Source organism: Nocardia terpenica, assembly GCF_013186535.1.
GTDB lineage: Bacteria > Actinomycetota > Actinomycetes > Mycobacteriales > Mycobacteriaceae > Nocardia > Nocardia terpenica.
In genome coordinates this window covers 1,864,115-1,885,660 of the sequence record NZ_JABMCZ010000001.1, presented here as the reverse complement: position 1 = coordinate 1,885,660, position 21,546 = coordinate 1,864,115, and the positions used below count along the sequence as shown (strand labels likewise).

17 protein-coding genes are annotated in these 21,546 nt (G+C 69.6%); 10 read left to right on the top strand and 7 right to left on the bottom strand.

Translation table 11 applies throughout. The features are described from left to right. Window positions 1-110: 110 nt before the first annotated feature. The gene (locus HPY32_RS08685; RefSeq protein ID WP_067591555.1) at window positions 111-1,265 is read right to left on the bottom strand and encodes a T6SS phospholipase effector Tle1-like catalytic domain-containing protein; all 1,155 of its coding nucleotides are present in this window, start codon (window positions 1,263-1,265) and stop codon (window positions 111-113) included. A gap of 322 nt (window positions 1,266-1,587) precedes the next feature. Here HPY32_RS08685 and HPY32_RS08680 point away from each other — a divergent pair, with 322 nt between their 5' ends. The 4 genes from HPY32_RS08680 (at window position 1,588) to dnaE (ending at window position 8,814) form a co-directional block, all read left to right on the top strand. Beyond that, entirely contained in the window at window positions 1,588-2,256 is a 669-nt protein-coding gene (locus tag HPY32_RS08680) for a response regulator transcription factor (RefSeq protein ID WP_228786532.1), read from the top strand. Continuing rightward, window positions 2,253-3,512 carry a sensor histidine kinase gene (locus HPY32_RS46095; RefSeq protein WP_067591558.1) on the top strand — a complete coding sequence of 420 codons (1,260 nt, stop codon included), beginning with the start codon at window positions 2,253-2,255 and terminating at the stop codon, window positions 3,510-3,512. Before HPY32_RS08680 ends, HPY32_RS46095 begins: the two co-directional genes overlap by 4 nt. A gap of 314 nt (window positions 3,513-3,826) precedes the next feature. After that, the gene (locus HPY32_RS08670; RefSeq protein ID WP_082871601.1) at window positions 3,827-4,849 is read left to right on the top strand and encodes an esterase/lipase family protein; all 1,023 of its coding nucleotides are present in this window, start codon (window positions 3,827-3,829) and stop codon (window positions 4,847-4,849) included. A 404-nt stretch (window positions 4,850-5,253) separates the two neighbouring features. Then, the gene (dnaE, locus tag HPY32_RS08665; protein WP_156674596.1) at window positions 5,254-8,814 is read left to right on the top strand and encodes a DNA polymerase III subunit alpha; all 3,561 of its coding nucleotides are present in this window, start codon (window positions 5,254-5,256) and stop codon (window positions 8,812-8,814) included. Window positions 8,815-9,076: 262 nt separating this feature from the next. Here the strand turns inward: dnaE and HPY32_RS08660 are convergent, their stop codons facing one another. The 4 genes from HPY32_RS08660 to HPY32_RS08645 all read right to left on the bottom strand — a co-directional run bounded on the left by HPY32_RS08660 (window position 9,077) and on the right by HPY32_RS08645 (window position 11,871). Beyond that, the gene (locus tag HPY32_RS08660) at window positions 9,077-9,685 is read right to left on the bottom strand and encodes an MspA family porin (RefSeq protein WP_067596085.1); all 609 of its coding nucleotides are present in this window, start codon (window positions 9,683-9,685) and stop codon (window positions 9,077-9,079) included. 61 nt (window positions 9,686-9,746) lie between these two features. After that, on the bottom strand, window positions 9,747-10,769 hold the full coding sequence (locus tag HPY32_RS08655; RefSeq protein WP_231951770.1) for a LacI family DNA-binding transcriptional regulator: 1,023 nt from the start codon (window positions 10,767-10,769) through the stop codon (window positions 9,747-9,749). A 27-nt stretch (window positions 10,770-10,796) separates the two neighbouring features. Further along, window positions 10,797-11,603 (bottom strand): methyltransferase domain-containing protein, encoded by an 807-nt coding sequence (locus HPY32_RS08650; RefSeq protein ID WP_067591571.1) that lies wholly within the window; start codon window positions 11,601-11,603, stop codon window positions 10,797-10,799. Window positions 11,604-11,628: 25 nt separating this feature from the next. Continuing rightward, a complete protein-coding gene (locus tag HPY32_RS08645) occupies window positions 11,629-11,871 on the bottom strand; it encodes a hypothetical protein (protein ID WP_067591574.1) in 243 nt (80 codons plus the stop codon). Between the two features lie 88 nt (window positions 11,872-11,959). Between HPY32_RS08645 and HPY32_RS08640 the strand changes: the two genes are divergently transcribed. Then, entirely contained in the window at window positions 11,960-12,394 is a 435-nt protein-coding gene (locus HPY32_RS08640) for a nitroreductase family deazaflavin-dependent oxidoreductase (RefSeq protein WP_067591577.1), read from the top strand. 94 nt (window positions 12,395-12,488) lie between these two features. Further along, window positions 12,489-13,844 carry a threonine ammonia-lyase IlvA gene (ilvA, locus tag HPY32_RS08635; RefSeq protein WP_067591580.1) on the top strand — a complete coding sequence of 452 codons (1,356 nt, stop codon included), beginning with the start codon at window positions 12,489-12,491 and terminating at the stop codon, window positions 13,842-13,844. Window positions 13,845-14,014: 170 nt separating this feature from the next. Here ilvA and HPY32_RS08630 read toward each other — a convergent pair whose 3' ends face one another. Together HPY32_RS08630 and HPY32_RS08625 are read right to left on the bottom strand one after the other, a co-directional pair. Then, entirely contained in the window at window positions 14,015-15,265 is a 1,251-nt protein-coding gene (locus HPY32_RS08630) for a serine hydrolase domain-containing protein (protein ID WP_171982759.1), read from the bottom strand. Window positions 15,266-15,306: 41 nt separating this feature from the next. Further along, entirely contained in the window at window positions 15,307-16,512 is a 1,206-nt protein-coding gene (locus HPY32_RS08625) for an MFS transporter (RefSeq protein ID WP_171982758.1), read from the bottom strand. 78 nt (window positions 16,513-16,590) lie between these two features. Here HPY32_RS08625 and HPY32_RS08620 point away from each other — a divergent pair, with 78 nt between their 5' ends. From HPY32_RS08620 to HPY32_RS08605, 4 genes are all read left to right on the top strand, one after another. Beyond that, window positions 16,591-17,700, top strand: a complete 1,110-nt coding sequence (locus tag HPY32_RS08620; protein ID WP_269456536.1) for a bifunctional transcriptional activator/DNA repair enzyme AdaA — start codon at window positions 16,591-16,593, stop codon at window positions 17,698-17,700. A gap of 70 nt (window positions 17,701-17,770) precedes the next feature. After that, a complete protein-coding gene (gene rdmE / locus HPY32_RS08615; RefSeq protein WP_067591592.1) occupies window positions 17,771-19,354 on the top strand; it encodes an aklavinone 12-hydroxylase RdmE in 1,584 nt (527 codons plus the stop codon). Between the two features lie 199 nt (window positions 19,355-19,553). Further along, window positions 19,554-20,441: a Sco1979 family transcriptional regulator gene (locus HPY32_RS08610; RefSeq protein ID WP_067591595.1), complete on the top strand. Its 888-nt coding sequence runs from the start codon at window positions 19,554-19,556 to the stop codon at window positions 20,439-20,441. Window positions 20,442-20,495: 54 nt separating this feature from the next. Beyond that, window positions 20,496-21,323, top strand: a complete 828-nt coding sequence (locus tag HPY32_RS08605) for an SAM-dependent methyltransferase (RefSeq protein WP_067591598.1) — start codon at window positions 20,496-20,498, stop codon at window positions 21,321-21,323. Window positions 21,324-21,546: the final 223 nt, after the last annotated feature.

The following is a 21,546-nucleotide window of genomic DNA, read 5'->3' as shown; positions in this document are numbered from 1 at the left end:
ACAGTGAATCTCTCCTTGCCCCGACGGTGAATCTCTCCTTGCCCCAGCGATGAATCTCTCCTTGCCCCGGCGGTGAATCTCTCTTTGCCCCGGCGCGCTTTTGGCCGGGGTCAGGCGGTCAGTGGCTCGCGGAAGTCGTCGGCGGACAGTTCGCCGGTGACGGGGTGGATCTGTTCGGTGGGGACGGGGAGGCCGCATTCCTGTTCCCAGCGTTCGAGATTCGGGGGGCGGTAGTGCTCGGTGCGGCGGACGGTGGAGGCCAGGTAGATCTTCTGGTCGCCGGGGGCCTCCAGCCGCCGCCAGGAGCTGCGGTAGAAGCGGCGGCTGCGCGGGTGGAACAGCAGGCCCAGCAGGTTCAGCAGCCGGTAGGCGACGGTCAGCGACTTGTGCGGGTAGAGCGTGGCCGCGAAGTTGTCGCGCTCGGTGAGCTGGTCCATCCGGTCCTGGTCGAACTCGAGGCCCTCCTTCTTCGCCTCGCGCACCATCCAGCGCAGCGTGATGTCCGACAACCGGGAGTCGTCGTAGCCGCCGCCGATGTCGGTGTGCACGCCCTCGAACCAGACCTGCTTGACCCGGTCCGGCCGCTGCTGGGGCACGTCGAGTTCATCGGTGACCTCCCACAGGCAGGGGGCGAACATGCGCCGCCGCTCATCGATGGCCAGCGCGTGCCGCGCGCACTGCACGTACGGCCCGAGGCGCACATCGTGGAAGCGGTAGCGCCATGAGGTCAGGCCCGGCACCCCCATCGCGCCGACGGTGTCGAACACGCCGATGAACTTGATCTTCACCGGGTAGACGCAGTTCTCCTCGCGGAACCGCACCCACTCCTGCGGGTCCGGATCGTCGGGATGATCCTTGCGCTGCCGGTAGATTCGCAGCGCCTGCGGATACTTCTTGTCGATCATCGCCTCGGCCGTCAGCAGGCCCAGCCGGTTGATCAGGCCCGCCAGGCTGCGGGCGGTGTAGGCGCCGCGACTGAAGCCGAAGACGTAGATCTCGTCCCCGGGCTCCCAGTTCAGCGCCAGCTGCCAGTACATGGTCGCCAGGTTGGCGTCCAGGCCGTACCCGAACGCGCCACCGAGCAGCTTGTCGGCCAGGTACCCCCGCGATCCCGGGCCGTCGACATAGAACACACGCTGGCCGACGCGCGCGCCGTCCACCGTGGTACTCATGCGCACCGACTCGGCGATCTTGACAATGTTGGACACCGTCGGGTTGCTCTCGGAGCCCCAGGTGCCGTCGCAACACACCACCAGTCGTTTCATAACCGTGATCCTCCGCCCCCACTGTTATCAGATCCTGCGTAGCGAACTACTCGATTCATCGCCGTCGAGCGGTTCGGGCGTTGATTATTTTCGTCTCCGGCGGCGGCTCCCGCACGATGCTTCCGGCTGGTTCCGCCCGGTGCGACGAGATCTCCCGCCGCACACCGAGAATCGGGCACGGCGCCTGCCGGTGGCTTAACAGAAGCTTGCGCGCGAACCGACCGCTCACGGTTTCCTCACGAACCAGCTGGCATGGTGCAGCCATGTGCGACGCGCGCGCCGGATCGTCGTGCCCGAAGCGGGCGGGGGTGACTGTGCTGAAATGAGGACGATGCGCGTACTGGTGTGCGAGGACGACCGGGAACTGGGCGACGAGGTCGCCGCCGGGCTGCGGGCGGCGGGCTTCGCGGTCGATCTGGCGCGCGACATGTCCGACGCCGACCTGAAGATCACGGTCAACCGGTACGACTGCCTCATCATCGACCGCGGCCTGCCCGACGGCGACGGGCTGGATCTGGTTCGCGCGCACCGGGAGTCCGGGCAGCGCACGCCGGTGCTGATCCTCACCGCCCGCGACGGGCTCGCCGACCGGCTCGACGGTTTCGCCCACGGCGCCGACGACTACGTGGTGAAGCCGTTCGACCTGGACGAGCTGGCGGCGCGGGTACGGGCGCTGTGCCGGCGGCAGGAGCGGCCCGCGCCGACCCGCACGCAGGTGCGCGACCTGGTGGTGGACCGGCCGCGGCGGCGGGTGCAGCGGGCCGGGGTGCTACTCACGTTGACGCCCAAGGAGTTCGGGGTGCTGGAGCTGCTGGCCGCGCGCGCCGGGACCGTCGTCACCCGCTCCGAACTCATCGAATGCTGCTGGGACGAGATGGCCGAGCCCGCCTCGAACGTGGTCGACGTGGTGATCGCCCAGCTGCGCCGCAAGCTCGGCACGCCCGCGCTGATCGATACGGTCCGCGGCGTCGGCTTCACCATCGCGCCGTGACCGGGGATCCGCGACCGGCCGTCGCCCGGTTGCGCCGCACCCGGCGGGTGCTCACCGCGCTGTTCACCGCGCTGACCGCGATCTGCCTGGTGGCCATGGGGATCTTCGCCGCCACCATCGACGGCCGCTCGCGGCACCGGGCGCTGGACGATCGCATCGATCGGGTCGCGACCGGGCTGGAGCGGGAGCTGTTCTGGAACGACGACGGCAGCGTCGATCTGGCGGCGCTGCGCGACGATGACCTGGCGCAGGGCACGGTGGCGGTCGCGGTATTGACCAGGGACAAGACGGGGCAGTGGCACGAGCAGTTCGGCCATCGCCGCCAGCAGCTGCCGCCGGTTCCCGCGCTGGCGAGTTTCGCCGCCGACGCGGCCACCGCGGAGAATCGGATCACCCGCACCGTCACCGATACGCGGGGAAAGGCGATGCGCGCCACCGCGGATCCGATCTGGAATCCCGAGGCCGCGATCGGGGCCGTCATCGTCGCCGCCGCCGATCCCGCGCCGTCCACCGCCGACCACCGCAATCTGGTGCTGTCGCTGGAGCTCGGGGGCGCGGCGCTGATCGTGCTCGCCGGGCTGGCCGGACATCTGCTGTCGGGGGTGAGCATGCGGTCGGCGGTGCGGTTGCTCGACGATCAGGAGCGATTCCTCGCCGACGCCGCGCACGAGCTGCGCACCCCGCTGGCGACGCTGCGCCTGCACGCCACCGCCGGACTGCGCGAACCCGACCATGCCACCGCGGCGCTCACCGATGTGCGCCGCCTCGCCGACCGGATGGGCCGACTGGTGACCGGCCTACTCGCCCGCGCCCGCACCCAGACCGGGGTGGCGGCGCTGGACACCATGCAGCTGCGGCTGGACCAGCTGGTGGAGGGGGTGGTCGCCGAGTGCGGCGACGCCGACGTCCGCCTGACCACCGAACCCGCTGTGGTGCAAGCGGATCCGGACCTGCTGACGCTGGCGGTCCGCAATCTCGTCGACAACGCGCTGGTGCACGGCGGCGGACCGGTGGAGGTGACCGTCGCCGCGGGCCGAGTCACCGTCCGCGACCACGGCCCCGGCCTGCACCCCGAACTCCCCGACCCCTTCACCCACGGCGCCACCGGCTCCCCCGGCGGCCACGGCATCGGCCTGTCCATCGTCCGCTGGGTAGCCCAGATCCACAGCGGCACAGCCACTCTCGAGCCCGCCGAGGGAGGCGGGACGCTGGCGATCCTCACCTTGCCGATCCCGGCCAAAAGCACGCCGGGATAACGAGAAAGGGCGCCAAGGGCGTTTCGGATCAACGATCCAGCATGGTCACATAATTCGCGCTTAGTGAGTTGTTTGCCTGTTTGTTACTTCCGAGTGAAAGTGATGTTTTCTAGAACACATTTTCCCGTCTCACCCGGTGAGCACCGAGACCTTCGCCCGGTGAAGGCCGTTTTCCGCAGCTACTAGGGCAATTCCGGTGAGTACGGTCACACATACATAACCCAGAATTTGCTGCTAGCTTTTCGACAACTGGACGGCCGACCAGTCTAATTTCAGACCATTTTCCGTACACGCAGTATCAAAAGGCACGAATCATGAGACGAATTATTCGCCGCCTCCCGGCGCCCGCGGCGATCATCACCACCCTCGCCCTCGCGGTCCTCGGTCCGGCCACCGGAACCGCCGCGGCGGACCCGGGATCGCACAGCTCCGATACCGTCGGTTACGGGCCGGTGTTCACCGACGAGGCCGCCGCCTTCGCCTACGGGCTGGTGAATCCGGATGTGGCACCGCAGGGTTCGAACGACTGGGCCTGTCGCCCCGACGCCGCGCATCCGCGCCCGGTCGTGCTCGTGCACGGCACCTGGGCCAGCGCGTTCGGGGCCTACTCCTACATGTCGCCGCAGCTGGCCAAGGCCGGATACTGCGTGTTCACCTTCAATTACGGCCGCGCCGACGTGCCGGGAGCCGGGCTGGTCCAGCCGACCATCGGCGCGACCGGCACCATCGAGGACTCCGCGAAGCAGTTGGCGGTCTTCGTCGATCGGGTGCTGGCGGCCACCGGCGCCCCGCAGGTCGACATGATCGGCCACTCGCAGGGCGGCGTGGTGGCCCGGCAGTATCTGAAGTTCGAGGGCGGGGCGAATCCCGCCGATCCGAGCGGCGACAAGGTGAAGCACCTGATCACCTTCGGCGCCACCAATCACGGCACCACGCTGTCGAGCCTGGGCAATCTGCTCGGCATCCTGCAGGCGCGACTGGGGCTGAACCTGACCCGGCCGACCGAGGACCTGATCGGGCACGCCGGAATCGAGCAGCTGATCGGCTCCCCCGTGCTGACGGCACTGAACGACGGCGGCGACACCGAGCCGGGCGTGGACTACACGATCGTCGCCGACCGGCTCGACGAGGTCTCCACCCCGGCCGCGCGCACCTTCCTCACCGCGGGCCCCGGCGCGACCGTCGACAATGTGTGGTTGCAGGACGGCTGCGCGAGCGACACCTCCGACCACAACTCGATGCTCTACTCCCCGCGCGCCGTCTCGATCGCCCTGCACGCCCTCGACCCCGCCGCCCACCCCGACCTGGTCTGCAGCGCCAACCCCTGGCTGCTCTGACCCGGAACGCCCCGCCGCGGTGGTTCCCCTCATCACCACCGCGGCGGGTGCGTGTACCCCCTGCGGGGTGACGGCGGCCGTCGCCGCGGCGGGTGCGTGTACCCCCTTCCGGGACGACGGCTGACGTCACCGCAGCGGGTGCGCGTACCCCTCGGGGATGACGGCCGCCGTCGCCGCGGCGGGTGCGCGTACGTCCTGCGGGATGACGGCTGACGTCGCCGCGGCGGGTGCGCAGCGCGGACGGCACGCGGCACCGCGGGCGTGACACGCGACACGACACGCGGGTGGAAATCGGCTGTGCCGCCGGGTTATCGGTGGTGGTGGCGTATACCATGCGGCCGGGTCGCGACCGCCTCGGCGAGGCGCGCGGAACTCGTCGGTGGGTGCCTCTAGAATCCGTTGGCGTGTCAGTCGCGTCGGGATCATCGGGCTTCGTTCACCTCCACAACCACACCGAGTACTCGATGCTCGACGGCGCGGCGAAGATCACGCCGCTGTTCAAGGAGGCCGAGCGGCTGGGCATGAGCGCGGTCGGCATGACCGACCACGGCAATATGTTCGGCGCGTCGGAGTTCTACAACTCCGCGAAGAAGCAGGGCATCAAGCCGATCATCGGCATCGAGGCGTACATCGCGCCCGAGTCCCGGTTCAACACCAAGCGCATCCAGTGGGGCGAGCCCAGCCAGAAGGGCGACGACGTCTCCGGCTCCGGCGCCTACACCCACATGACGATGGTCGCCGAGAACGCGACCGGCCTGAAGAATCTGTTCACGCTGTCCTCGCTCGCCTCCATCGAGGGCCAGCTCGGCAAGTGGTCGCGCATGGACGCGGAGATCATCGCCGAGCACGCCGAGGGCATCATCGCCACCACCGGCTGCCCGTCGGGCGAGGTGCAGACCCGGCTGCGCCTGGGCCACGACCGCGAGGCGCTGGAGGCCGCCGCCAAGTGGCAGGAGATCTTCGGCAAGGACAACTTCTTCCTGGAGATCATGGACCACGGCCTGTCCATCGAGCGCCGGGTCCGCGAGGGCCTGCTCGAGGTCGGCCGCAAGCTCGGCATCCCGCCGCTGGCCACCAACGACTGCCACTACGTGCACGAGTCCGACGCCGCCAATCACGAGGCGCTGCTGTGCATTCAGACCGGCAAGACACTCTCCGACCCGACCCGGTTCAAGTTCGACGGCTCCGGCTACTACCTGAAGTCGGCCGCCGAGATGCGCGCCATCTGGGACGCGGAAGTGCCTGGGGCGTGCGACAATACGGTGCTCATCGGCGAGCGGGTGCAGTCCTACGACGAGGTCTGGAACCACCGCGACCGGATGCCGATCTTCCCGGTCCCCGAGGGCGAGACCCAGTCCAGCTGGCTGCGCAGGGAGGTCATGCAGGGGCTGGAGCGGCGCTTCCCGGGCGGGGTGCCGAGCGAGTACGTCTCCCGCGCCGAGTACGAGCTCAGCGTCATCATCGAAATGGGCTTCCCCGCCTACTTCCTCGTGGTCGGCGACCTGATCTCGCACGCCCGCTCGGTCGGCATCAATGTCGGCCCGGGCCGTGGCTCGGCGGCCGGGTCGCTGGTCGCCTACGCCATGGGCATCACCAATATCGACCCGATCCCGCACGGTCTGCTGTTCGAGCGGTTCCTCAACCCCGAGCGCGTGTCGATGCCCGATATCGATATCGACTTCGACGATCGCCGCCGCGGTGAGATGGTGCGCTACGCCACCGACAAGTGGGGCAGCGACCGGGTCGCCCAGGTCATCACCTTCGGCACCATTAAAACCAAAGCGGCACTGAAGGATTCGGCCCGCGTGCAGTTCGGCCAGCCGGGCTTCGCCATCGCCGACCAGATCTCCAAGGCGCTGCCGCCGCCGATCATGGCCAAGGACATTCCGCTGTCGGGAATCATGGATCCCGAGCACGAGCGGTACAAGGAGGCGGCCGAGGTCCGGGAGCTGATCAACACCAACCCGGACGTCGCCAAGATCTACGAGACCGCCCGCGGCCTCGAGGGCCTGATCCGCAACGCGGGCGTGCACGCCTGCGCGGTGATCATGTCCTCCGAGCCGCTGATGGACGCGATCCCGCTGTGGAAGCGGGCCCAGGACGGCGCGATCATCACCGGCTGGGACTACCCGTCCTGCGAGGCCATCGGCCTGTTGAAGATGGACTTCCTGGGCCTGCGCAACCTCACCGTCATCGGTGACGCGCTGGCCAATATCAAGGCCAACCGCGGCATCGACCTCGACATGGACAACCTGCCGCTGGCCGACCCGCCGACCTACGAATTGCTGTCGCGCGGTGACACTCTCGGCGTGTTCCAGCTCGACGGCGGCGCCATGCGCGACCTGCTGCGGCGCATGCAGCCCACCGGCTTCGAGGACATCGTCGCGGTGCTCGCGCTGTATCGCCCCGGCCCGATGGGCATGAACGCGCACAACGACTACGCCGACCGCAAGAACGGGCGGCAAGAGGTCAAGCCGATCCATCCGGAGCTCGAGGAGCCCCTGAAAGACATTCTGCGCGACACGTTCGGCCTGATCGTGTATCAGGAGCAGATCATGCAGATCGCGCAGAAGGTGGCCGGGTATTCGCTCGGTCGAGCAGACATTCTGCGCCGCGCCATGGGTAAGAAGAAGGCCGAGGTCCTGGAGGCCGAATTCGAGGGCTTCGAGAAGGGCATGCTGGACAACGGTTTCAGCAAGCCCGCCATCAAGGCGCTGTGGGACACGATTCTGCCGTTCGCCGGGTACGCGTTCAACAAATCGCATGCCGCCGGGTACGGCCTGGTGTCGTTCTGGACCGCCTACCTCAAGGCCAACTACCCGGCCGAGTACATGGCGGGCCTGCTCACCTCCGTCGGCGACGACAAGGACAAGGCCGCGGTCTACCTGGCCGACTGCCGCCGCCTGGGCATTCAGGTGCTGCCGCCGGACGTCAACGAGTCCGAGCTGGAATTCGCGTCCGTGGGCAACGACATTCGCTTCGGCATGGGCGCGGTGCGCAATGTCGGCGCGAACGTGGTGGCCTCGATCATCCAGGCGCGCAAGGAGAAATCGAAGTTCACCGACTTCTCCGACTACCTGAACAAGATCGACGCCATCGCCTGCACCAAGAAGGTCACCGAATCCCTCATCAAGGCGGGCGCTTTCGACTCGCTCGGGCATCCGCGCAAGGGCCTGATGCTGGTGCACTCCGACGCCATCGACGCGGTGATGTCGACCAAGAAGGCGGAGGCCATCGGCCAGTTCGACCTGTTCGGCGGGCTCGACGACGGCGACGACTCGGTGGCCTCGGTGTTCGACGTGAAGGTGCCCGACGAGGAGTGGGAGAGCAAGCATCAGCTCGCGCTGGAGCGAGAGATGCTGGGCCTGTACGTGTCCGGGCATCCGCTCAACGGCGTCGAGCACGTGCTCGCCGCCCAGTCCGACACCCCGATCCCGAACATCCTCGAGGGCGAGATCAAGGACGGCGCGCAGGTGACCGTCGGCGGCATTCTCGCCTCGGTGACCCGGCGCATCAACAAGAACGGCATGCCGTGGGCGTCGGCGCAATTGGAGGACCTCACCGGTGGGATCGAGGTGCTGTTCTTCCCGCAGGCGTACTCGGTGTACGGCATGGAGGTCACCGAGGACGCGGTGGTGCTGGTGAAGGCGCGGGTCTCGGCGCGCGACGACGGCCGCATCTCCCTGATCGCCAACGACCTGGTGGTGCCGGACCTGTCCGCCATCGGCGTGGAAAAGCCGCTGGCCGTGACGATCCCGACCCGCCTGTGCACCCCCGACAAGATCGGCAAACTCAAGCGGGTGCTGGTCAGCCACCCCGGCACCGCCGACGTCCACATCCGCCACGTCGGTTCCCGCGAACGCACGACGCTGCTGAAGGTCGCCGACAATCTGCGAGTATCGCCGTCCTCCGCGCTGATGGGCGACCTGAAGGCGCTCCTCGGTCCAGGGTGTTTGGCGAGCTAGGCACTCGCGCCCGCTCCCAGATCCCGGCGTGCCCGCTCCCAGATCCCGGCGCGCCCGCTCTCATATCCCGGCGCGCTTTTGGCCGGGATCTCACGGTAGATCCCGGCCAAAAGCACGCCGGGATCAAGGATGGCTGGGCTGCGTGGTTCTCGCTGAGGAATATGGCTGAGCCTGACCGATTCTCGCTGGTCGAGACGGTAGGGTGCCGGTCAGCGCGGTGGGCGCACGCCCGCGCTCATGAACGCTCCCGTCGGGTCTGCCGTCACAGCCAGGTCGGGTCGCCGAATACCGCGCCGCTGTCGTCGACCTGGGGAGATTTGGCGAACAGGTAGGTGAACTGCCGGATGGTCACCGGGCCGGTGCAGCCGTTGACCACGATGTGGAAATCGCGAATCACCGTCTGCACCACCTGATCCGGGATCAGCGCCTTCTCCGAGACCGCGACCTCCTTCACCTCACCGGGCGCGACGTTCACCGCCACGGTGGGGCTGAGCAGCAGCGAGCCGTTCGGCATGGTCGGCGACCCACCGAAACCGAGCGAGGGCTGCGGGTTGAAGGCCAGGCTGCCGTTCTGGATCGCCACCGCGCAGCCGACGTGATAGCCGGTCTTCAGCGCGCCCCCGGCCCCGCCGTTGACCCGCCCGTAGGACACGAAGCCGACCAGGGCCTCCCGCGTCGTCGCCACCAGGTTCAGCGGCGGGATCCGGTCGACCGTCTCGTTGGTGGTGCCGACGGTGAAGGTGCCGAACGCCGAGGCGAAGGTCTTCTCATGCGGCGGCATCCGCTGCACCTCGGCGTGCGCCGCGGGCGCACGGCACAGCGCCCCGGCGGCAGCTACCACCAGGCATACCTTCCACAGCCCGGGCGACATGATCATTAATCTAGTAGCCGAATGCTATTTACCCAGGCCGACACACGCGGTCGCGCCGGACTTATCGGCCGGGGGCCGCAGAGCTTTCCCGCACCACCAGCGTCGGCACCACGAGCGCCGGTTCGGCAACCTCGCCGTCGGCGTCCAGCAATCGCAGCAGCAGGGCGATGCTGCGGCGGCCGACCTCGTCGAAATCCTGTCGCACGGTGGTCAGCGCCGGGGTCAGGTAGGCCGCCTCGGGGATGTCGTCGAAGCCCGCGACCGAGACGTCGCGCGGCACCCGCACGCCGCGCTCGGCGAACGCGCGCAGCACCCCCAGCGCCATCTGGTCGTTGGCCGCGAATACCGCCGTCACCTCCGGGCGGTCGGCCAGCACCAGACCGGCCTCGTACCCGGAGCGCGCGCTCCAGTCGCCGCGCATCGGCGGCGGTATCGGCGCACCGGCCGCGGTGAGCGCGCGCCGCCAGCCCTCGAGGCGATCGCGGGCCTCGCCCCAGCCGTCCGGGCCCGCCACGTGCCACACCGTCGGATGCCCCAGCTCCAGCAGATGCCGCACCACCAGGCCGGTGCCCTCGATCTGATCGACCGCCGCCGAGGGCAGGCCCACGCCCTGACCGGCCTCGACCGCGACGACGATCGGCCGCACCGGCAGGCTGCGCAGCGCGGCCGCGGCGGCCTGCTGCGGCGCGATCACGATGACCCCGTCCACGCCCTGATCGGCGAGGGTGTCGACCGCCGCCAGCACGCCGTTGCGGTCGACCCGCTCCAGCGCGACGATGCCGACGCCGTAACCCGCTGCGCGCGCGGCCCTTTCGATGCCGAGCAGCATGCACGCGGGACCGTAGAGGATGGTGTCGAAGGTGACCACACCGAACCGCCGGGAGCGGCGGCTGACCAGTCCGCGCGCCATCGCGTTGGGCCTATAGCCCAGCTCGGCGACCGCGCGCAGCACCCGCTCGCGGGTCTCCGGCCGCACCTGCGGACTGTCGTTGAGCACCCGCGACACGGTCTGATGCGATACCCCCGCCAACTTGGCGACGTCGGTCATCACCGCCGGCCGCCCGCCCCTGTCCGTGTCCCTCACGCCTGCCAGCGTATGCGGCCCAAGGGCTTACGGCCGGTGCGCCAGCGCCGCGAACATGGTGACCGAGACGAGATGGTCACCGATTGCCGCGCCCGCGGCCAGGTCGGCGAGCAGCCGCTCCCCCTGCGCGGCGGTGAGCACGCCCGCCTCGACGGCGGTCCGCGTCTGCCCCGGATACATCGGCCCGTCCGGCTGCGGGGCCCACACCACCGCCTCCGAGCCCAGGTCGTCGGCCACCAGTCCCGCGCCGGTCAGCAGGCCGCGCAGCCGCCGGCCCGAGGCGGGGTTGGGCACCTCCGCCCGCAGCCACGCCACCAGCGCGCGCACGGCGGCGGGCTCGCCGGGGTGGACGATCGTGGTGAACCAGTCGCTGTCGATCAGCACGGCCCGGCCGCCGGGCCGCAGCACCCGCGCGATCTCCGCGGCCGCGGCCCGCGGGTCGTCCAGGAACTGGAAGACGCGTTCGCAGCGCACCGCGTCGAAACAGGCCGTGGGGAAGGGCAATTCGTCGACCGATCCGGTCACGAAGTACGCCGGGCCGGGACCGGTCCGGCGGCGGGCCAGCCGCAGCAGCGCCGGATTCGGGTCGACGCCGACGGCCGCGCCCGCCGGTCCGGTGCGTTCGGCGCAGGCGAGAACCTCTGTGCCCGTGCCGGAGCCGATGTCGAGGGCGCGTTCGCCGGGGCGCACCGCGAGCGCCGCGCGGGCCCAGTCCCGCATCCGCCGAATCCCCGGTAGCTCGGCCTGGAGGTCCAGAATCCGGGTCAGCTGGTCGATTCGCGCTGTGGCGATTCGGTTTTCCCGAAACGACGGCGCCCGAACCCGGTCGGTCATGGGACCAGGATAGGGAGGGCGGGGATTACGGCGCGGTGCGTTCGGCGAGCCGGACGCGCACGGCGCCCACGACCCAGCGCAGCGCGCCGACGGTGGTGGCGGCCAGGACGGCGATCTGTAGCGAGCCGGTGACCAGGACGAGGATGAGCAGGATCGGCAGCGCGAGGGCGAGCGCCTCGAGCTTGTAGACCGGCCACGGCGTGCCCGCGATATCGATCGTCGCCCGGGGGACGATCGCGGGACGCGAGGTGGGGTCGACCACTGCCATGTTGTCAGGGTACTCGCATCGTCAAGTTCGGTCCAACGAACATTTTCCTTCCGGGAAGACCCGCTGGTCGCTGGCTATTCTCGGATGCATGCCACTTTCCGGAGAGTACGAGCCCAGCCCCGCGGACTGGGTACGCGCACAGGTCGATACGTACGAGGCATCCGACGGCGCCGAGGGCGGCACCCACGAGGGCAAGCCGATCATCCTGCTCACCACCCGCGGCGCGCGCAGCGGCAAGCTCCGCAAGACCCCGCTCATGCGGGTGGAGCACGACGGCGAGTACGCCGTGGTGGCCTCCAAGGGCGGCGCGCCCCAGCATCCGGTCTGGTACCACAACATCAAGGCCGACCCGCACGTCGAACTGCGCGACGGCGCGGTGGTGAAGGACTACACCGCGCGCGAGGTGACGGGTGCGGAGAAGGCGCAGTGGTGGGACCGGGCGGTGGCGGCGTGGCCGGATTACGCGAACTACCAGAAGCGGACGGATCGGGAGATTCCGGTGTTCGTGTTGTCGCCTAGGTAGGTCCCGGCCAAAGCATGCCGGGAACATGGGGACGTGCGGGCCGGGAACATAGGGACGCGGGGGGCTCGCTCGTGCGCCCGGATAGCATGGGCGGATGTCCCGACCGCTGGATGTCGCAGAGCAGGTGTCAGGTCCGCTGCCGGAGTTGAGTGCGGACGAGATCGAGGCTGCCGCCAAGCGAATTTCGGGCATTATCGAGCCGACCCCGCTGCAGCGAGTGGAGCGGTTGTCGGCGCTGTCGGGTGCGAACGTGTACGTCAAGCGCGAGGATCTCACCGCGGTGCGGTCCTACAAGTTGCGCGGCGCGTACAACCTCATCGTCCAGCTGACCGAGGCCGAGCGCGCCGCGGGCGTGGTGACCGCCAGCGCGGGCAATCACGCCCAGGGCGTGGCGTACGCGTGCCGGGCGATGGGCATCACCGGCCGCATCTACGTCCCGACCACCACCCCGAAGCAGAAGCGTGACCGGATCCGCGTGCACGGCGGGGAATTCGTGCAGCTCCTGGCCGTCGGCGACACCTACGATGCCGCGGCCGCCGCGGCCGCCGACGACGTCACCCGCACCGGCGCGACCATGGTGCCGCCCTTCGACGACCCGCGCACCGCGGCCGGGCAGGGCACCATCGCCGCCGAGATCCTCGAACAGCTCGGCCACGCACCGGATCTGGTGATCGTGCCGGTCGGCGGCGGCGGCTGCCTCGCCGGGATCGGCACCTATCTGCGCGAACGCTCCCCCGCCACCGGCATTCTCGGCGTGGAACCGGCGGGGGCGGCGTCGATGACGGCGGCCCTGGTGGCCGGTGGCCCGGTGACGCTGCCGGAGATCGATCCGTTCGTCGACGGCGCCGCCGTGCGCCGCGTCGGCGACCTGCCCTACGCCGCGGCCACGAGGTTCGGCGGCCGGGTGGTCTCGCACGCCTCGCTGCCGCTGCTCACCGCGACCGAATCCGCCGGGGGCGCGGGCGCTTTCCGCATGCTGATGGTCGACGAGGGCGCGATCTGCACGGCCATGCTGGCGCTGTACCAGAACGAGGGCATCATCGCCGAGCCCGCCGGTGCGCTCGCGGTGGCGGCGCTGGCGAGCATCCGGGTGCCGGCGGGGTCGACGGTGGTATGCCTGGTGTCCGGCGGCAACAACGACGTGTCCCGCTACGGCGAGGTCATCGAGCGTTCCCTGGTGCATCAGGGCCTGAAACACTATTTCCTGGTGGACTTCCCGCAGGAGCCGGGCGCGCTGCGCCGCTTCCTGGACGAGGTGCTGGGGCCCGACGACGACATCACGCTGTTCGAGTACGTCAAGCGCAACAATCGCGAGACGGGCGCGGCCCTGGTCGGCATCCAGCTCGGCGAGCCGGACGGCCTGTCGCCCCTGCTGAAACGCATGGGCGAGGCCCCGATCCAGTGCGAGCGCCTGGACCCGGACTCGCCCGCGTACCGCTATCTGACCTGAGCCGGACGCTAGACAGCCCGGCGTGCCGAGGTGGCGCGCCGGGCTGTCCGGTCCCCTCCTGGTACTGGTCGTCGTGCGGATGTACCGGGGAGGTAATCCCGCTACGGATCCCGGATCCGTCCTGTTCAGAGTATCCGTCCGGACGGTTTGCGCGCAGCCGGTCCGGACCGTCAGGCAGCGGCGGATTCGGGAAGCGCCGCCGGACGGCGGGCTGCGGCGCGGACGCCGCGCAGGACCAGCGGCAGTACCCAGGTGGACGCCAGCTGATCCCAGGCGAATCGGTTGAGCGTGAGCCGGTTGTGCACGAATCCGACGGACAGGCCCAGGCGCGGTTCGGCCCAGCCGAACGACCCGCCGAGGCCGATGTGCCCGAATCCGGTGCGCGCGCCGACCTGCGGCAGCGAGTGGTAGCCCAGGTGCCACATCATCGGCACGTAGAACAGGGCGTGGTCGAGCCGGTAGCACTCGACCCGGCGCAGCGCGGCGATGGTCTCGGCCGACAGGTAGCGGCGGCCCTCGATCGTGCCGCCGCAGGCGAGCGCGCCGTAGAGGGTGGCGAGTCCGGGCGCGGTGCACACGCCGTTGCCCGCGGGCAGTTCGGTGTCCAGGATCGGCGGCCGCTCCCCCTCCAGCAGTCCCTCCAGTCCGGGCAGGAACAGGGCGCGGCTGGCCGCCCCGGCGGGGCCCGGAATGCCTTGGGCGCGGCCCAGAATCAGCGCGCCGAGGGCGGTTCCGGCCACCGCCAGCCGCGAACCCGCCAGTGCCGCAACGGTGGTCGCGGACCCGGCGGGCGGACGGCCCAGGTGCAGGCCGTCGATGCCGAGCGGATCGGCGACCTCGGTGCGGAACAGGTCGGCCATGCCGCGGCCGGTGATCGCGCGCGCCAGTCCCGCCGCCAGCCAGCCGAAGGTCAGCGCGTGGTAGGTCGGAATCCCCAGCAGCCGATCGGGTGTCGCGGCGGCCAGCCGCCGCTCCATGAGTTCGTGGTCGAGCACCTCGGCGAGCCCGCCCGCGATCGTGGGCAGCGCGGACAGGCCCGCGCGATGGGTCAGCAACTGCCGCACGGTGATCCGCTGCTTTCCGGCGGCCCCGAACTCGGGCCAGTACTCGGCGACGGGCGCGTCGTAGTCGAGCAGGCCGCGATCGGCCAGCCGGTGCAGGACGGTGGCGGTGACGCCCTTGGTCGCGGAGAACGCGATGGCGCCGGTGTCGCGGGTCCAGGGCTCGGCGGGCGATGCCTGCCCGGTCCAGATATCGACCAGCGCCTCCCCGTGCCGGTGCACCGTCAGCGCGCCGCCCGCGCCCGGGCGATCGCCGATCAGGTTCGCGAAAGTGCGGACGAGGGGCTCGAATCCGGCGGCGGCGTGCCCACCCACCCCCGCGGGCAGGTCGGCGAGGCCGGAAGAAGCGGCATTGCTCACATAACCACCGTACGAGCGGCGTTCTGGGCGGATACGCCGAGTTATGGGATCGTTGCGGTCCTGGTCCACACCGCGGTCAGCGTGGCGAGCGCGCCGATCCCGGCCGCGAAGGCCGTGACCGCGGCGAACAGCGAGGTGCCGTCGGCCAGCAGCCCGACCCCGACAACCGGAAACGCGACGCCGCAGTACAGGCAGACATTGAAGGCGGCCGCCAGTTCGGCCCGATGCCGCGGCGGGGCAATCCGATTGAGCTCCGCCTGCGCCCCCAGAAAGGCCAGCCCCAACCCGAGCCCGTCGAGAACCGCACTGCCAACCAGCCACAGCGCCGACCCGGTCGGAAAGGCGACGACAAGCGCGACCAGCCCGACGGTAAGCAGCCCGAGCCCCACCGACTGCGCACTCCGACTCGGCACCGACCGCAGCACAAGCTGACTCGCGGCCGCCGTCGCAAGCATCACAAACGCCACCGCGCCGAGCACGGCGAGATTGCGCGTATGCAGCAGCCCGACGGCATAGGAGGGAACCACCGAGGTGTAGAGCGCACCGACCGACCATGCCGTACCAACCGTAATTCCGATGCGGGCAAAGGGGATTCGAATATTGGCCGGGATACCGAAGGGCGGACGAGCCGAGGGGCGGGAGCTGGCGGAAGCGGGTGGGGATGGCCATGTGCCGGTGGCGGGGAGGGTGGCGGCGAGGGTTAGTAGGAGGGCGGTTTCGATCAGGTAGGAGAGGGTGCGGGGGGCGGGGGCGTATTGGGCGAGTAGGCCGGATAGGAGGGGGCCTGCTGCTCCGCCGCCTGCGACGGCCGATGTTGCGACCGCGGCCGCTCGGCGGTGGGGGCCGTCGAGTTCTACCAGGGCGGCGGTTGCGGCGCCCGTGGCGGCGCCTACCGCCACGCCCTGGATCGCGCGGCCTGCCAACAGCCAGGTGGTCGAGTCCGCCGCGGACAGGAGGAGTGATCCCGCGGCGGCGGCGAGCAGGCCGCCGATGATCAGGCGGCGGCGGCCGAAGCGGTCGGCGAGGCGGCCGCCGATCAGGAGGGTGGGGATCAGGGCCAGGGCGTAGATCGCGAAAACCGTTGCCAGCATGGCGTTCGACAGGCCGAAGCGGGCGCGGTAGAGCACGTACAGCGGTGTGGGGATCTCGGTACCGGCGATCAGGGTCAGCAGGGCGGCCGCGGTGGTCCAGAATGCCGCGGTGGTGCGCGGTGCGGGTGGGGATTCCAGGATGATGGGTGCGGACATGCGGTCGACTGTGCCGATCGCGGATACGCCGGGTCTGGTCGTATTCGGACCGGCCGCGGGTTTGTCCGGATCCGTCCGATGCTCCGGCGGGGTCGCGACGATCATGAAGATATGAGCGGTTTCCAAGCGGTCGTGACGACGGGCATCTACTGTCGGCCCGGATGCGCGGGACGTCCCAAGCCGGAGAACATCCGCATGTTCACCACGGCGGCGGCGGCCGAGGCGAAGGGCTACCGAGCCTGCCTGCGGTGCCGTCCCTATCGCGAGGAACCGGTCGGCCCGCCCGGGTCCGAACTCGTCTGCCGCGCGGTCCGACTCGTCGTCGACGGCGCGCTCGACGCTCGCGGCGAGTCCGAACTCGCCGCGCGGCTGGGGATTTCCTCCCGGCACCTGCGCAGGCTGTTCGCGGACACCCTCGGCATCACCCCCGATCAGCTGGCCCGCTCCTGCCGCGCCCATTTCGCGCGCAGGCTGCTCGACGACACCGATATGACGATCCTGGACGTGGCCTTCGCCTCCGGATACGGCAGTGTGCGGCAACTCAATCGGGCGTTCCGGGAGATCTTCCGCGCCACACCGACCGCATTGCGGGCGCGGCGACGGTCCGGGGACCGTCTGGTCGCGGACGGCGGCGTGGTGTTGCGATTGGGAGATGCGCCGCCGCCGGACTATTCGGCCATGCTCGAGCAGGTGGCGGAGCGGGCGATCCCGGGCGTCGAGTCCGTCTCCGGCGCTACGTATCGCCGCACCATCGCCGTCGACAACCATCCCGGGGTGCTGGAGATCTCGCCCGGCGGCGATGGTCGCCTGCTGCTACGGGCCCATCTGCCCGATCTGCGGGGGCTCATCCATCAGGTCCGGCGAGCCGGGCGCATCTTCGATCCGCAACCCGGACAAGACCTTCGAACGCCCGGCGCCTGGGACGACTACGAAACCGCGGTCTGCGCGCTCATCGCCCGACACACCTCGCACGCGCGGGCCGTCATCGGCCGCATCGTCGCCCGCGCGGGCACGCCGATCCCCGGGCTGCACCATTTCGGCCTGAGCCATCTGTTCCCGGCTCCGGAGGTGCTCGCCGAAGCCGATCTGAGCGGACTGGGCCTGACTACCGAAACAGCCTGCACGGTAAGGTCGTTCGCCCACACCATCGCCACCGATCGACGCACGAGCCCCACGGTCGGTAACTAATTCCCTTGGCAGGCACATATTTCCGCAACTAGGCTGCCGGAAAACGGGTGGCTTGTCGACGGGGGTGGCAGTGGAGACCGAACGTGTGCCGGTGTTGATCGTGGGCGCTGGGTTGGCGGGTTTGGCCAGTGCGGTGTTTCTGGCGCGGCGGGGGGTAGGGGTGTTGCTGGTGGAGCGGCATTCGGGGACGTCGGTGTTTCCGCGGGCGGTGGGTCAGAATCAGCGGACGATGGAGTTGCTGGGGTTCGGTGGGGTCGCGGGTGAGGTGCCGACGGTGGGGCCGGACGCGGCGAAGTTCCGGGTCCGGGTCGCGGGGAGTCTGCGGGGCCCGGCGTTTCGGGAGGAGGTCTCCGATCCCGATACCGGTGATCGTGGTGTGTTGTCCCCGGCCGGGCTGGGTACCGCCGGGCAGCACGAGCTGGAGCCGCTGCTGCGCCGTCACGCCGAGACACTCGGCGCCACACTGCGTTTCGACACCGAACTGGTCTCGGTCGACCAGGACGACGACGGCGTCACCGCCGTCCTCCGCGACCACGACGGGCGAGTCAGGCGGGTACGCGCCGATTATCTGGTCGCCGCCGACGGCAACCGCAGCGGTGTGCGTGAGGCGCTGGGGGTGGACCGGCACGGGCCGGGGAGTCTGGGCCACAACATCAGCATCATCTTCGACGCCGACCTCGCCGATCTGGTCGACCCGACGCAGCCGACGCTGCACGTACTACACACCGCCCACACCGCGGGCGTGTTCGTCACCGTCGACCACACCCGCGACCGGCACCTGCTGACCGTGGACTACGACCCGGCCACCGAATCGCCGGCGGCGTTCACCACCGACCGCTGCCGCGACCTGATCCGCTCGATCACCGACTCCCCCGGCCTGCACCCACGAATCCGGGCCGTGCGGCCGTGGGAGATGGCCGCCGCGGTCGCCGACCGGTTCCGGGTCGGGCGGGTGCTGCTGGCCGGTGACGCCGCGAAGGTCACCCCACCCAGCGGCGGTTTCGGCGGCAACACCGCCATCGGCGACGCCTACGACCTGGCCTGGAAACTCGCCGCCGTCCTCGACACCACCGCCGGACCCGCCCTGCTCGACACCTACGACACCGAACGCCGCCCGATCGCCGACCGCGTCGTCGCCGAAGTCCTACGACTACTCGCCGCCCGCGGCCCCGACACCACCGCCGACAGCGGCCAGACCTCCGACCGGCACCGCGCGCTCGAGCTCACCCTCGGCTTCCGCTACCGCTCCACCGCCGTCCGTATCGACGACACCGACCCCGCCGACAGCGAGGACCCCTACCACCCCACCGGCCGCCCCGGATTCCGCGCACCCCACATCTGGCTGCACCACAACGACGAAAAACTGTCCACCATCGACCTTTTCGGCCGCGACTTCGTCCTGCTCACCGGCCCCGACAACCACCCGTGGGCCACCGCGGCCGCCACCGCCACCGCCCGCCTGGGCCTCCCCCTCACCACCCACACCATCGACACCCCACCCGCCCGCACCGAATTCCTCACCCGCTACGGCCTCACCACCACCGGCGCCACCCTCGTCCGCCCCGACGGCATCATCGCCTGGCGCACCCCCGGCACACCCGAGGACCCCACCCGAACACTTCACGACACACTCACCACAATCCTCGCCAGATAACGAGGCGACCAGGCGTTTCACCCCTCCGAAACCATGTCCGACATGTCCGGTACAACCGACTGGTTCGCCACTTTCGCGGGGAGTGCAATGATCTGGCTCATCGAGCGATACCATTAGCTTCGATGTGGTGTGAGTCTCAGCGGTGGCGGGTGCCGCTGTAGCTCACAGCGGTTGGCATCGAGCATCGGAGTGGGCCCTCATGATCGGAGAGCAGGCGCGGATCGGCGTTGCCGATTCGCATGTCGCGGAACTCGGGCGGACGGCGCTACGAATCGCGATCGGTGGTCGGCTGCGCGCCCTACGCGAAGAATGTGGCATCACCCGTGAAGCGGCGGGCGACCACATCCGCGGCTCGCATGCCAAGATCAGCCGACTCGAGCTCGGGCGCACCGGGTTCAAGGAACGCGACATCGACGACCTGCTCACCCTCTACGGCGTCACCGACCCGGAGCAGCGCACGGCGTTCCTGGATCTGGTAGACAAGGCCAATCAGCCCGGCTGGTGGCACCGCTATCGTGACCTGCTGCCGTCGTGGTTCGAGACCTATCTCGGTCTCGAGGGCGTCGCGCAATCCATCCGAACCTTCGAGGCGCACCTGGTTCCGGGCCTGCTGCAGACCGAGGACTACGCCCGCGCGGTCGTGGCGCTCGGCCACGACAACTTCGAGGCGGCCCGGCGTGTCGAGCTGCGCCGGAAACGCCAGGAGATCCTGAACGTGCGGCACGGTCCGACGCTGTGGGCGGTGCTCGACGAGGCCGTGCTGTACCGGCCCATCGGCGGCACGACCGTCCTGCGCGAGCAGCTCATGCACCTGGTGGATATGTCGAAGCACTCGAACGTGACGATCCAGGTGCTGCCCTACAGCGCCGGCGGCCACGCGGCGACGGGTAGCTCGTTCACTATGCTGCGCTTCGCCGAACGAGAACTGACCGACATCGTCTATCTGGAGCAGCTCAACAGCGCGGTCTACCTGGACGGTCGGCCCGATATCGAGTTCTACCGGTCGGTCATGGATCGGATTGCCGTGCAGGCCGAACCGCCCGCGAAGTCGCGCGCTCTGCTGACCTCCGCCGCCGAGCAGCTGTAACCGCTTCGGGCGCGTCGCGACCCGAGCATCGGAGACCGACAGAAGGAGACATCCATGTCGCAGTCCGTTTATCCGAGTGTTGTTCCGGCGGGAGTGGATACCAGTCGCGCCAGCATCGCCCGCGTCTACGACGCGGCGCTGAACGGCACGGACAATTTCGAGGTCGACCGCGAGGTGCTGGCGCAGGTCCGGACGGTGGCCCCCCAGGTGAACGACTTGGCCTGGGCCAACCGGGATTTCCTGATCCGGGCGTGCCGCTTCCTGGCCACGCAGGCCGGGATCGACCAGTATCTGGACCTGGGTTCCGGGCTACCGACGGCCGAGAACACCCATCAGGTGGTGCAGCGCATCAAGCGGCAGGCCCGGGTGATCTACGTCGACAAGGATCCGATGGTCCTCGCGCACGCGCGGGCACTGCTGGAGGACAACCCCGACACCAGCGTGGTGGAGGCCGACATCTTCCGCCCCTTCGAGGTCATGTCGAACCCCGTGGTGCGAGACGAACTGGACTTCACCCGCCCCATCGCCCTGTTCCAGAACGGCACCCTGCACCACTACCTCGGCGACGACGCCCCCGCCCTGATGCAGACCTACATCGACACGTTACCGTCCGGTTCGTACGTGGTGATCGCGCACTTCTTCGACCCGGAAACCGAGGAGTACAGCGACCTGGCACGCAAGATGGAGGACAAGTTCGTCCACAGCCCGATGGGCAGCGGCCGCTTCCGCACCCGCACCGAAATCCAGTCCATGTTCGGCACTCTCGACATGGTCGACCCGGGCCTGGTGCTCTGCGACGACTGGTGGCCCGACGGCCCCCGCCTGACCCCCCTGTCCGCGGTCCGGCACTGCATAGTGGGAGGCATCGGCCGCAAACCATAGGCTAGATATGCGCGAACGCCAGCAGGTGGGTGCTGGTGTTGTGACATGTGGGTCCCGTTCGAATCCGGCCGTCTCGAGCTCGGTGCGCAGTTCGTCGGCGGTGTGCCAGTGGGTCGCCTCGATGTGGCCGGGGGCCAGGTCGACGACGTGCACCGGGGTGCCTGTCGGCGGCGAGCCGCTCGGCGTGCACCCCGGTGCCGCCGTCGGGTGCCCTCTCTGCGGC

Excerpts from the sequence above, each read along its gene's own strand:
- HPY32_RS08685 (WP_067591555.1), bottom strand. The coding sequence starts at position 1,265 with ATGAAACGACTGGTGGTGTGTTGCGACGGCACCTGGGGCTCCGAGAGC.
- HPY32_RS08680 (WP_228786532.1), top strand. The coding sequence starts at position 1,588 with ATGAGGACGATGCGCGTACTGGTGTGCGAGGACGACCGGGAACTGGGC.
- HPY32_RS08670 (WP_082871601.1), top strand. The coding sequence starts at position 3,827 with ATGAGACGAATTATTCGCCGCCTCCCGGCGCCCGCGGCGATCATCACC.
- HPY32_RS08660 (WP_067596085.1), bottom strand. The coding sequence starts at position 9,685 with ATGTCGCCCGGGCTGTGGAAGGTATGCCTGGTGGTAGCTGCCGCCGGG.
- HPY32_RS08650 (WP_067591571.1), bottom strand. The coding sequence starts at position 11,603 with ATGACCGACCGGGTTCGGGCGCCGTCGTTTCGGGAAAACCGAATCGCC.
- HPY32_RS08645 (WP_067591574.1), bottom strand. The coding sequence starts at position 11,871 with ATGGCAGTGGTCGACCCCACCTCGCGTCCCGCGATCGTCCCCCGGGCG.
- HPY32_RS08640 (WP_067591577.1), top strand. The coding sequence starts at position 11,960 with ATGCCACTTTCCGGAGAGTACGAGCCCAGCCCCGCGGACTGGGTACGC.
- ilvA (WP_067591580.1), top strand. The coding sequence starts at position 12,489 with ATGTCCCGACCGCTGGATGTCGCAGAGCAGGTGTCAGGTCCGCTGCCG.
- HPY32_RS08625 (WP_171982758.1), bottom strand. The coding sequence starts at position 16,512 with ATGTCCGCACCCATCATCCTGGAATCCCCACCCGCACCGCGCACCACC.
- HPY32_RS08620 (WP_269456536.1), top strand. The coding sequence starts at position 16,591 with ATGCTCCGGCGGGGTCGCGACGATCATGAAGATATGAGCGGTTTCCAA.
- HPY32_RS08610 (WP_067591595.1), top strand. The coding sequence starts at position 19,554 with ATGATCGGAGAGCAGGCGCGGATCGGCGTTGCCGATTCGCATGTCGCG.
- HPY32_RS08605 (WP_067591598.1), top strand. The coding sequence starts at position 20,496 with ATGTCGCAGTCCGTTTATCCGAGTGTTGTTCCGGCGGGAGTGGATACC.